Consider the following 11,292-nt stretch of genomic DNA (forward strand, 5'->3'; position numbering starts at 1 on the left):
ATACTTCATCTACCTGCTCTGGCTTAACATTGGCTCTGTTCAGAGCTTCTTTGATAACGATTGATCCTAAGTCAGCAGCCGGAGTTGTGCTCAATGCTCCGCCCATCTTACCTACTGCTGTACGACAAGCACTTGCAATAACTACTTTTCTTGACATATCAATTCCTCCATAATAATTCTGTGTTATATAGTGTTTGGCAGTTTCCCGCCGATATGTTAATAGTATCACAATCACTTTTTCATTTCAATTACAAATTTGTTTCAGGCCTTGATACAGGCTTCATATCATCTTAAAAACTGCGTATTTAAGCCGTTTGTTTCGGTCTTTTGTATGCAGTATAGATTGTACTTTTTTAAATACAGCCATATGTTCGTTTTTTTATTTAGAAAACTTTTATATATTTTTAGACATTGTATCCCCTAAAATCAACTTAATATCGTCACAATTTTAACAATATGATCTGTCTTTTTTCTCAGGAAGCAAACAAAAGTGTGCTTCACACACCTCGCGAACCAGTTTTCTCTAAGCACAGCTTTTGTTCCGCGCGCGAAGCTGCGCATCCTGCCCGCAGGGCCTTTTATTCCATAGGACGAACTTTCCTATGGAATAAAAAAAGATGGGCTGAAAGACCATCTTATAACCGGAGTTCCCATGAATTGGAGAACTATATATGAAGACTTATCAAAACATCTGTGTGTGTTTCCTTTTTTCTTTTGTTTTTACCTTAAAAGAGGCAGACTCCCGGTTAATTTATTCACCATCTTTTTAGGTCCGCAAAGAGCCACTCCAAGGTAATTGAGCTGTTCCCCCGGCGTCTTTGACATCTTTTCCGCGAACTCGTCATAAATCATACAGCTTTGTGCCAGATCCGAAAAATCTGCAGCGATGAGTTCGCTGAATTCGGGCTGGTTCACTTTTTCTCTTAGTTCTTTTAATACTTTCCGGCTGCCTTTTAAAACAGGAACGGGAAAAGTTATGATCCCCATATGTTCGTTTCCTCCGCTGTCCATGACATCCGTGCCTATAGCCCCCGGCATATGTTTCCCCATGGTCATACCAAGGATCACCCCTGTATTTACCGCAATCCCGGCAGGAAGCTCCCCGTCGATGACAACCACACATTTTTCATTCGCAATATCCATTTGATTCCTCCATTTGTGAACAGATTTTTTGACAGGCTCTATTGTAACCTGTACGGCAAGAAATTTCTTGTATGATATTGCTGTGTACAACCCGCAGAGCGTTATTTCATAGGAAAGATCGTAGAGCTTTCCTATGAAATAACAATACCGGGATGCCTTTTCAGCACCCCGGTCAAATCTTTCAGCGTTATCCTTCTATTGAAATGAACTCCTCTGACGGTACTTCTTTTCTTTCCTCAGCCTTTGGAAATCTCAGCACCAGTTCGCCATTGTCAAACTTCGCCCTGATATCTTCCTGTTTCAGTTCTTTTCCGACGTAGAAGCTTCTGCTGCACTTTCCGGAATAACGCTCTTTCCGTATATAGTTTCCCTCTTTGTCTTTCTCGTCTTTTACTTCGTTCTTTGCCGCACTGATAGTCAGATAACCGTCTCTCAGCTGGGCGGAAATGTCCTCCTTGCTGAAACCGGGAAGTTCCATACTTAATTCATATCCGTCTTCAGTATCTTTAATATCTGTCTTCATGCCGCGTTCAAAATCTCCAAAGCCAAAACGGTCAGCAGGAAATGCATTTTTAAACGCCCGGTCCATCCATCCGTCAAAAAGATTTTCTCCAAAAATACTTGGCATCAACATAAGTCATTCCTCCTATTCTATCTTCTGTGCGGGAATCCCGCACTGTTATATGTTGTTTATTTGTTCTATATGTAATATAACAATTATTTTTCCGTCTGTCAACTCATCAAATAAATGTTCACAGTTTTTTCACAAAATAAGAATGCCCACAGGGCACACCGTATTTCATACCCTTCGCGCGATAAGGTATGCTGTAAACAAGCAAAGGCTCAGGAGCCTGTCTGCCCCTAAGCCTTTGCATGTATATAACCTTTTATTCCTGCCGCAGGATGGTGCCTTCTATTTAGACCCTATCTACTCCGGCAGATATTATATCCATTTTCTGCATGATTGGAGTGAGGCATTCTAAGAGCCGAACGGAAATCATGTAGAAAATGTCTTCTTATCTGTCCTGCATACTGATAGAATCGATCGCGACGCTTCCGCCCCGCACAACCTCAATGCTGGAAAATCTCTTCTTAAAAACTTTTAATATCGAATTGTTCTTTGCTTCTGTCCGCACAGATTCGATCAAAATACTGTCTTTCCCCATATCCTTCACACGGAATTTGAAAACCTGTGCCATCTGGAACACTTCATTTCTGTCCTTCTGGGTGCAGCCTTTCACCTTGATAAACATGATCTCTTTCATGCGGATCGACATGTTTGTGTAATCCATAACTTTGATCACTTCCACGCTGCGGTTCAGCTGCTTTTTGATCTGCTCAAAGGTGGCGTCATCGCTTTCTACGCTTATCGTCATTCTGGACACCGTCTCATCTTCTGTCGTTCCCACCGTGAGACTCTGCAGATTGTAGGATTTTCCTGAGAACAGACCCGCAATCCTCGCCAGCACTCCCACACGGTTTTCAACATATAAGGATAACCATCTTTTTTCCATAGAAAAACCTCCTATCGATCCATAATCATTTCGTTGATGGAACCGCCTGTCTTCATCATCGGGAATACCAGCTGCTCGCTGTCAATAATGAATTCGATCAATGTCGGTCCGTCAGTCTTTTCTTTTGCCTTCTCAAATGCCGCATCAATCTCTTCCGGCCTGGTCACACGGATACCCTGAGCTCCATAGCTCTCCGCAAGTTTCACGAAATCCGGTGTATACGGAGGGCACGGATGGTTCTCCGGCGTACAGTTGCCTTTGCAGCTCTTTCTATATTTCAGACATGTGCTTGCGAACCTTCTATTATAGAAGAGATCCTGCCATTGTCTCACCATGCCCAGATATCCGTTGTTGAAAATACAGAATACCACAGGAAGTTCCTGCACAACTGCTGTCGCCATTTCCTGGATGTTCATCTGGGCTCCGCCGTCTCCGCTGATGCATACGACTTCCCTTCCGGGATTTCCGATACATGCACCCAAAGCCGCCGGGAATCCGTATCCCATCGTACCCAGCCCTCCTGATGTCAGCAGCTGGCGGTTTCCATGGAGTTCTACATACTGTGTCGCCCACATCTGATTCTGCCCTACGTCTGTGACAACGATCGGTTCTTTAAAATCTTGGTTGATGGCCTCTATGATCATCTGAGGAGTCAGATTTCCCTCGGCATCCTCCATCTTGATCGGATGGGATTTCTGCCAGCTCTCCATCATGGAGATCCAGCGCCCCACATTCAGAGCCGGTTCTTTTTGTGCCAATTCCAGAATATCTAAAATCGCTTCCTTTGCATCTGCAACGATCGGAATATCCACGGTTACATTTTTAGAAATGGCCGCCGTGTCGATATCAATATGTATGATCTTTGCCTTGGACGCAAACGTACCAAGTTTTCCCGTGATCCGGTCATTAAATCTCGTCCCGATGGAAAACAGGACATCACAGTTTGCAATAGCTTCATTTGCCGCAAAGTTTCCGTGCATGCCGATGTTGCCAAAGTAGAGCGGATGGTCCGTTGGCAGTACTCCGCGTCCCATAATCGTAGACACCACAGGTACCTTCAATATTTCCGCAAGCTTTGTCATCTCTTTGTGGGCTCCGGCAATCTTTGTTCCTCCGCCGATCAAAAATAGTGGTTTTTTAGACTTGTGAAGAGCTTTCATGGCTCTCATCACCTGTCCGTGATGTACTTTTGTGTTCGGTTTGTATCCTCTGATATTTACGCTGTCCGGATACTCCTCGCTGCCGAAGGTGCCCATCACGTCTTTTGGCAGATCGATCAGCACCGGCCCCGGTTTCCCGGTCCTTGCAATGTAAAAGGCTTCTTTGATAATACGTCCCAGATCTGCCCTGTCCCTTACAACGATCACAAATTTGGCGACATTTCTTGTCACGCCCACAATATCAACTTCCTGGAACGTATCATTTCCGATCAGCGGAAGCGCCACCTGCCCGGTGAAGCACACAAGCGGTACACTGTCATAATTCGCCGTAGCGATTCCCGTCACCAGGTTTGTCGCCCCCGGCCCGCTGGTCGCAAGACAGACCCCCACTTTACCGGTAGACCTTGCATACCCGTCTGCCGCATGGATCAGTCCCTGTTCGTGTCTCGGAAGGATCACGTCGATCGTGTCATCTTTGTATAACTCATCAAAAATATCGATGACGCAGGCCCCCGGATACCCAAAGACGGTATCTACGCCTTCTTCTTTCAATGCCTTTACCAAAAGCTGGTTTCCTGTAATTTTTCCCATATGCTGTCCTCCCTTAATTTTGTTCCAGTTCCTCTAATGCATATTTTACTTCCTCCTGAGCTTCTTGTTTAAAGTCCTCTACCTTATCCTGTTCAATTTCAGGAAGCTCTTTTATGGATCCCACTCCAAAACAGCGCAAGAATTCTTCCGTCGTTCTGAATAATATCGGTCGTCCGACGGCGTCTAAACGCCCGGCCTCCCGGATTAAGTTGTACTCTAATAACTTATTGACCGGATGGTCGCATTTGACCCCTCGGATGGCTTCTATCTCTTGTTTTGTCACCGGCTGCTTATATGCGATGATCGATAAAGTCTCCATCATGACATCGGTAAGCTTCGGTTTTTTCGGCTGGTTTACAATTTTAATTAATTGATCATAGTATTCCGGCCTGGTGCACAGCTGGTAAGAACCGTCCAGCTCAAGAAGCCGGATTCCGCTGTCTTTTCTGTTGTATTTTCTTTTCAGCTGATCAATTAAGTAAAAAAATAAATCCTCCGGGATATCCAGAGCCGCCATCAGCTGTTTCTTCGAGACGCTCTCTCCCATGGAAAATAAAATTGCCTCAATCACTGCCTGTTTCTGTCTCATGCCTCTCCAACACCTCTATTATAATTTCCTGTCCGATCTTTTCCTGGACAGCCCGTATCTTTCCAACCTTCATCAGTTCCAAAACTGAAAGAAATGTGACCACGACTTTTTCTTTGGTCATCTGTCCTTCCAGCAGCTGTCTGAATGACATGCGTCTCCTGGAAGAGATCAGATATTCCACTTCTTCCATCTTATCTTCCAGCCGGACTTCCTCCTGTTTGATCTCTCCAAACTTGCTCCTGATGGGATCGATCTTATCTTCCCTCTTGCGCATGACAAATTGGAAAATCCTGTTCAGATCCTCCATGGTGACATCCCTTGTGATCTCCCGGACGTCAACCGGACGGCGGTATCTGAGCACCTCTTCCGGCACGGCCCTTTCTTTAAAAAAGATCTTCTCCGCCTCGTACTCTCTGGCTTTCAGTTCTTTGGACGCGTACTTGTATATTTTGTACTCCAGAAGCCTTAAAACCAATTCCTCCCTCGGATCGCCTTCTTCCTCATCATCTTCTTTGGCCGGAAGAAGCATTTTGGCTTTGATCCTGAGCAGTGTCGCCGCCATCACAAGAAAATCACTCATCACATCCAGATCTTCCTCCTCCATCTCACGGATATAGGCAAGATACTGTTCCGTGATCTCAGAGATAGGAATGTCATAGATATCCACCTTATTTTTCTCAATCAGATGGAGCAAAAGATCCAAGGGTCCCTCAAAAACATTTAATTTTATATCAATCGCTGCCATATTAAAATGTCCTACTTTTTCTTTAATGTAATACACGATACCTCAGGCCTGTTAAACAGCCTGATCTTAATTGAATGATTTCCCAAACCGCGGCTCAAGATCATGATCGATGTACCGATCTGATATTCTCCCGCATCATACTTCGGAAACAGCTGAAACTGAGGCGATATCACACCGCCGATCTTCGGAAGTCTGACCATTCCTCCATGGAAATGCCCGGATAAGACCAAATCACACCCCCACTTGGAATACTGCCTGAAATAATTTGGATTGTGGGCCAGAAGTACCTGAAAAAATTCCGGATCTGCATCTCCGAGCGCATCCGACATCTCCTCCAGCGAAGGCGGAGCAGGATGAAACTTGCGGTACTGTTTTTCTTCCATATCATAAGCCGTCAGACAGATGGCAGAAATACCGCTGTCGACCATGATACTCTCGTTGGACAGATGAACGACTCCGCATTCTTTGAGCTGGTGAACGTATTCTTTATAGGCCACTCCATAGACTTCCTCATTTCTCTTGAGCCTCATTTCATGGTTCCCGTCCGCATAATAGATACGGTATCTCCGGGAGAGTTCTCTCATCAAATCCAGCGCGACTTCATAAGACGAGTCCACCCTGCTCACAAGCATATCCCCGCCCACAAAAACGGCATCGGGACTGCAGCCGTCGATCATGTCGATCAGCGCCTTATTCTGGTAATCAAATTCATTGCAGTGGAGGTCTGTCAGGAACACGATTTTAAAGCCGTCAAATTCCTCCGGCAGTTTTGCAGAAACAACCGTATATTCTTCCAACGACAAGTTTTGATTTTCATTCATACTCGCAAAACATACAGCCGCCCCCAATATTACAGCTGCAGTTAAAATTATAAACAACATACTCTCTCACTTTCCCGGTATTTGGAAGTCCTGTTTCTTTTAAAGGCCATTCCCGTACCTTTCTTGACAGTCCGGGTACACCTTTCCCTATTTTACTAAATAATTTGAAAAAAAACAAGAGGGACGGATGCCGCATACGGGCTTCCGTCCCCCATTGTCCATTGTTATGAAACATAATATTTATTCTGTGATAGAAATTGTGCTTCCCACTTTTAATGTCGGCACATCTGTTTTTTCTACACAGATGCTTCCCGGAAGGCATTCCCCGCTTCCGTTGAATGAGTATGTTACGTGGCCTAAGTTGTTCAGGTTTTCTCTGGCAACATCTCCAACCATGGTAATCTTGTATTCCTGTCCGTCGATCACAAGCTTACTGCCCGGCTTGATCTCTCCCTGAACCGGAGTCACTTCTACAGAGTAGCAGAAATCTTTTAAAGTATCCGGAGCGTTGTCCCCAAATGTTACGAAGATCCCCTCTCCGACAAATGCTTCTACCTGATCTCCCATTCCTTTGATTGTTGTCTGATAAATCATGTTCTTCTTCCTTTCCTGCTAAAACTGAATTATTTGTATAATCCGATACTTGCTACGAATGCTACAAGCACACGCGGCACACCTATGATGAACCTTGAGTATAGCACAGAAGGCACACCGACTTCAACTGTTTCCGGATCTGCTTCTGCAAGTCCCAGACCTACCGGAATAAAGTCACAGGCACACTGTGTGTTGATGGCAAACAATGCCGGCAGTGCAAGTCCTGGAGCAATGTTTCCTTTTCCGATTTCCACACCGATCAGAGTACCGATGATCTGAGCGATAACGGCTCCAGGCCCTAACAGACAGGACAGGAACGGGATAGAACAGATCAGTCCTAAGATCACAAGTCCCACGATATTTCCGCAGAGTGGTTTTAACATCTGTGCAAACCAGTTTCCGAAACCGGAGCCCTGGATAATACCGATCAGCAGTGACACGAATCCCATGAACGGGAGAATCGTATGTAATACGGTGTTGACGGATTCTTTCGCAGCCGCGTTGAATGTCGCTACGACTTTCCCTGCGCCCATACCAATCTTCTGGATGAAGCTGGATTTCTTTCCGCCGTTTCCGCCCATCTGCTCGGAAACTTTCTTGTCTGCACTGTATTTGAATTCTCTTTCTTCTGTCTTAGGCGCCTCTGATCTGATCGGAGCCGCAGATCCGTCTGCTGCGCTGATCTGGTTCATGCCGACACCGGATACATAGATGTCTTCTGTGATGTACTTCGCCATCGGTCCGGATTTTCCGACCGGGTTTACATTGATGGTAGGAATTCTTTTCTGAGGATAGATACCGCAGCGAAGAGTTCCTCCACAGTCGATGATGACTAGGAAAATTTCCTTTTCCGGTACAGTTGTCTTAAATCCGTTTACCGCACGGCATCCGGTGAGGTCTACGATCTTCTGAACGATATCAGGTTCTGCTCCTCCTCCGGTGATGAATAATAAAACGTCTTTTCCTTCTTCCGGTTTTACGGTTAAAGGTCCGCCGAATCCGCCGCTTCCTTTTTCAATTTTAATTGCTCTGTATTCTGCCATGATGAATCCTCCTTTTCTCTCTTTATTGATCCTCTAACTTAATCTCGTTGCTCAGTTCGATTCCCTGCTGTTTCATAACGATCTTTGTCGTAAAGTCAGTTACCCATCCGGCAAAGAAGTTCATGACAAGACCGACTAACAGATAACGAAGTGCAAGGTCTGTTTCGTTTAAGCCGAGTTTCTGGATTCCAGCTGCAATTCCCATGTAGATGAAGATTTCACCCGGGTTGATATGCGGGAAAATACCGCTGTTTGTGTGGCAGTGATAAGCTGCTGATGCATAGTAGCTTGGTTTCTGGCGTTCCGGCAGGAATTTACCCATAGAAAGCGCCATTGGGTTACCTAACATGAATGCCGCGATAAATGGCAGCACCCCATAAGCCAAAATAACATTTTTAGAGCACACCTTCGCAAATTTGTTGATCCTGTCCTGTCCAACCAATGCGATGATGGTGTTCATTAAAATAAGTAACAGTAATACTTTCGGTACAATTCCTGACACCCATCCGATAAAAGTCTGGGCACCAGTGTCAAATAATCCCATAAATCCTGACGCAAATTTTACAATAACGTTCATATATATTTCTCCTTCCTATTTGCAGGCTTTTCTGGATTTGCCGAGAAGCATGTCCGCAATTCTCGTCAAGAGTCCCGGCGTCTCCACTACTTCGCCTCCGTCCATGATCGTGTTGTAGTTGGAGGCTGCATTCAAAACGGATCGTCTCAAAGAATATTCCATGCCTTTGCAGTCTTCTTTCGTAATCAGTCCCACATTCTTTCCGTTGAAATCATCAAACTTCTTAAATCGTGCAAAGATTGTAAATCCCCGCATGAAACATCCTTCTTTGATCATGCCACGTTTATCAATTGCAAACATCACCATAGCTCCGGCATGAAAACCGCCTTTGCTTTTTCCGATTGCCACTCTTCCGATTTTTCTCATTCTTCCGTAGTGGACGTTAAAGCCCTTCATCTGAACCATTGAAAACAGAAACTGCAGTATAAATGCCGTCAGCAGCGCTCCTGCAATCAATAAATAGTATGACATACGCATCCTCCTTAACCTTATTTAAAAATATTGTTCTCTTCCACAAAATACAGAAGTAATTCCCTGTAACTCTTCATCTGCCGAAGCTTCTTCACCACGTCTGGCTCATGGGCGATCGCCAGCATGTTGTCATAGAGCTGAATCAGCACGGAATCATTTTTCATTTCTTCCGGGATGGCCAGCAAAAACACCAGCTGAACTTCGTCCTCTCCCTTTGCCTTCTCTTCTTCCGGAAATACACCGAAGGCAAGGGTCAGCTTCTGCAGTTTATTCGTCGTATGAGGAAAAGCAATATTTTTTTCAAATATCATTGTCGATTCCTGTTCCCGAATGCGGATTCTCTCCTCAAAGCCTTCGTCCACAAGTCCCTGTTTATACAGTTCTTCGGTCATCATGTCCACATTCTCTTCATAGCCAAGTTCCGGCCTAAGCACAAAGAACCGTTCCTCGTCCAGCATGTTCAGGAACACTGAATCAATTCCCCGGCGAATCGGTATTCCCATCTCCGCCATATTTTTTACACTTTCTACTTTACTTTTCAGCAGATTCTTGTCGAACACCTCATCAATATCAATAATCGGTGTCGGCCCTTTTGTCTTTAAATTTGTTGTCGTAATAATCAAGTCGTAGGAATCTTCTTTTTCCGCCTCAAAATCTCCATTAAAATAATAATCGATAGCCGGTTCCACCTCAAAAATATTTTTCAGCTGGCTGGCGATCAGTCTTCCGATGATCTTTCCTGAGCCGCATACAATGGCAATTCTGTACTGCTTCTGTTCCGGCGCCTGTTCTAAAAGAAACACGCCGAAATACATTGCCAGAAACCCCAGCTCGTCCTTCGTCACCTCGACTCCGGTCCTCGTTTCGATGACATCTTTGGCTATGCCGGCCATCGTGTAGGCAACGGAGTATTCATCTTTTACTTCTTCCACCAAAGCATTCCGGATATGAAATCCATATTTCAGCCGGTTGATCATAAAAAATACATGATAGACAAAATCATCAAACAGTTCATTTACGATCACTGTAACACCGATCTCATCCCGGATGCGGTCTAAAATCTCAATAATCAGATCTGCCGCCTCTTCTGAAATCTGGATATAGTTCTCCCCTTCCGTATTAACAGGAGTCCTCATCCCTGCAATAGGCAGACAGAGGAAGATCCTCTCTGGTTTTGGTATTTTGAACGGAACAGCCTCTTCCACTTTGTCCGCAAATTCGTCCGCAATCTCGTATACTTTGCTGTCATAAAGCTCCAGATACCTGTGGTCCAGAGATTCAATCGTATGTCCGTTCCCAAGGCGGTCGATCATGACTACAAATGCCCTGAAAAATTGTCCGAATCCCAAGGCATCCAGAGAATATTCTGTCTGCATATCATACAAAAGCTGCCTTAACCGGCTGCCCAGCGGATAGTTGAGATAAATCTGCTCATAGACATTTTCCAGAAGAAACAGGCGGATCTTAATCTCTTCCCCGCAAAGGGAGAGCCCTGTGTTTGCCTTTCCTTCCACTGTCAGATCATACTTTTTTATCTGTTCCCGGATACGATTTAAATCTCCGACGGTTGTCGTTCTCCCTACCTTCATCTCCTCCGACAGGTCATCGATCAGATACGGCTTTTTGGCATCCATCAGCTGCCAGAAAATATACGCCATCCTTGTCTGAGGGGAATTAAAATATTCTTCCTGTTCGTAGATCTTATCTCGAATCTCCTCATAACCCTTCTGATCGAATACAATAAGCTTATACTGTCCTTTTTTATTGCTGATGACTGCATATCCGCCCATCAGGCAGTTCAGCTCTTTTACATCGTTCCGCACAGTCTTTGTGGAAACGCTGAGCTTCGCCGCAATGCGTTCTACGTCGGAGGAATCCTGTACCTCCACGTTCCTCAACAGAGCAGCCATTCTGTTTTCATCATTAAAAAGTTTCATAAGCTTACCTAATACCACCTTTTCTCCGTATGGAGCCTAACCTCTTGTTTTTCCGCCGGCTACATTGATGGTCACACCATGTACATAAGAAGATCTCTGGCTTGCCA

Annotated in this window: 12 protein-coding genes and 1 pseudogene; all 13 read right to left on the reverse strand. The window is 44.9% G+C overall.

Going from position 1 to position 11,292, the window contains the following annotated elements; all coding sequences use genetic code 11:
* Positions 1–157 (reverse strand): annotated as a pseudogene (locus QVP35_RS07620) (acetyl-CoA C-acyltransferase); the annotation flags it as partial.
* Positions 158–720: 563 nt separating this feature from the next.
* Positions 721–1,143 (reverse strand): DUF2000 domain-containing protein, encoded by a 423-nt coding sequence (locus tag QVP35_RS07625; protein ID WP_009290552.1) that lies wholly within the window; start codon positions 1,141–1,143, stop codon positions 721–723.
* 187 nt (positions 1,144–1,330) lie between these two features.
* The gene (locus QVP35_RS07630) at positions 1,331–1,777 is read right to left on the reverse strand and encodes an Hsp20/alpha crystallin family protein (protein ID WP_009290551.1); all 447 of its coding nucleotides are present in this window, start codon (positions 1,775–1,777) and stop codon (positions 1,331–1,333) included.
* 382 nt (positions 1,778–2,159) lie between these two features.
* Positions 2,160–2,657 (reverse strand): acetolactate synthase small subunit, encoded by a 498-nt coding sequence (gene ilvN, locus QVP35_RS07635; protein ID WP_006565772.1) that lies wholly within the window; start codon positions 2,655–2,657, stop codon positions 2,160–2,162.
* A gap of 11 nt (positions 2,658–2,668) precedes the next feature.
* Entirely contained in the window at positions 2,669–4,408 is a 1,740-nt protein-coding gene (ilvB, locus tag QVP35_RS07640; protein WP_009290550.1) for a biosynthetic-type acetolactate synthase large subunit, read from the reverse strand.
* A 13-nt stretch (positions 4,409–4,421) separates the two neighbouring features.
* Positions 4,422–4,997: an SMC-Scp complex subunit ScpB gene (gene scpB, locus QVP35_RS07645; RefSeq protein WP_006565774.1), complete on the reverse strand. Its 576-nt coding sequence runs from the start codon at positions 4,995–4,997 to the stop codon at positions 4,422–4,424.
* On the reverse strand, positions 4,972–5,742 hold the full coding sequence (locus QVP35_RS07650; protein WP_009290548.1) for a segregation and condensation protein A: 771 nt from the start codon (positions 5,740–5,742) through the stop codon (positions 4,972–4,974). The genes scpB and QVP35_RS07650 overlap by 26 nt, the downstream gene beginning before the upstream one ends.
* A gap of 11 nt (positions 5,743–5,753) precedes the next feature.
* Positions 5,754–6,623, reverse strand: coding sequence for a metallophosphoesterase (locus tag QVP35_RS07655; RefSeq protein WP_006565776.1), 870 nt, complete (start codon positions 6,621–6,623; stop codon positions 5,754–5,756).
* 180 nt (positions 6,624–6,803) lie between these two features.
* Entirely contained in the window at positions 6,804–7,157 is a 354-nt protein-coding gene (locus tag QVP35_RS07660; protein ID WP_006565778.1) for a PTS glucitol/sorbitol transporter subunit IIA, read from the reverse strand.
* A gap of 29 nt (positions 7,158–7,186) precedes the next feature.
* Complete coding sequence (gene srlE, locus QVP35_RS07665; RefSeq protein ID WP_006565779.1) at positions 7,187–8,200, reverse strand: PTS glucitol/sorbitol transporter subunit IIB; 1,014 nt, start codon at positions 8,198–8,200, stop codon at positions 7,187–7,189.
* A gap of 22 nt (positions 8,201–8,222) precedes the next feature.
* Positions 8,223–8,777, reverse strand: a complete 555-nt coding sequence (srlA, locus tag QVP35_RS07670) for a PTS glucitol/sorbitol transporter subunit IIC (RefSeq protein ID WP_009290547.1) — start codon at positions 8,775–8,777, stop codon at positions 8,223–8,225.
* Positions 8,778–8,792: 15 nt separating this feature from the next.
* A complete protein-coding gene (locus QVP35_RS07675) occupies positions 8,793–9,248 on the reverse strand; it encodes a transcriptional regulator GutM (RefSeq protein ID WP_009290546.1) in 456 nt (151 codons plus the stop codon).
* Positions 9,249–9,265: 17 nt separating this feature from the next.
* The gene (locus QVP35_RS07680) at positions 9,266–11,185 is read right to left on the reverse strand and encodes a BglG family transcription antiterminator (RefSeq protein ID WP_288187807.1); all 1,920 of its coding nucleotides are present in this window, start codon (positions 11,183–11,185) and stop codon (positions 9,266–9,268) included.
* Positions 11,186–11,292: the final 107 nt, after the last annotated feature.

The sequence above is a fragment of the Anaerostipes sp. CAG:276 genome (assembly GCF_000432215.1).
In the GTDB taxonomy this organism is placed as follows: domain Bacteria; phylum Bacillota; class Clostridia; order Lachnospirales; family Lachnospiraceae; genus Anaerostipes; species Anaerostipes caccae.

Coding starts and splice junctions, on each gene's coding strand:
- QVP35_RS07625 (WP_009290552.1), bottom strand. CDS start 1,143: ATGGATATTGCGAATGAAAAATGTGTGGTTGTCATCGACGGGGAGCTT.
- QVP35_RS07630 (WP_009290551.1), bottom strand. CDS start 1,777: ATGTTGATGCCAAGTATTTTTGGAGAAAATCTTTTTGACGGATGGATG.
- ilvN (WP_006565772.1), bottom strand. CDS start 2,657: ATGGAAAAAAGATGGTTATCCTTATATGTTGAAAACCGTGTGGGAGTG.
- ilvB (WP_009290550.1), bottom strand. CDS start 4,408: ATGGGAAAAATTACAGGAAACCAGCTTTTGGTAAAGGCATTGAAAGAA.
- scpB (WP_006565774.1), bottom strand. CDS start 4,997: ATGAGACAGAAACAGGCAGTGATTGAGGCAATTTTATTTTCCATGGGA.
- QVP35_RS07650 (WP_009290548.1), bottom strand. CDS start 5,742: ATGGCAGCGATTGATATAAAATTAAATGTTTTTGAGGGACCCTTGGAT.
- QVP35_RS07655 (WP_006565776.1), bottom strand. CDS start 6,623: ATGTTGTTTATAATTTTAACTGCAGCTGTAATATTGGGGGCGGCTGTA.
- QVP35_RS07660 (WP_006565778.1), bottom strand. CDS start 7,157: ATGATTTATCAGACAACAATCAAAGGAATGGGAGATCAGGTAGAAGCA.
- srlE (WP_006565779.1), bottom strand. CDS start 8,200: ATGGCAGAATACAGAGCAATTAAAATTGAAAAAGGAAGCGGCGGATTC.
- srlA (WP_009290547.1), bottom strand. CDS start 8,777: ATGAACGTTATTGTAAAATTTGCGTCAGGATTTATGGGATTATTTGAC.
- QVP35_RS07675 (WP_009290546.1), bottom strand. CDS start 9,248: ATGTCATACTATTTATTGATTGCAGGAGCGCTGCTGACGGCATTTATA.
- QVP35_RS07680 (WP_288187807.1), bottom strand. CDS start 11,185: ATGAAACTTTTTAATGATGAAAACAGAATGGCTGCTCTGTTGAGGAAC.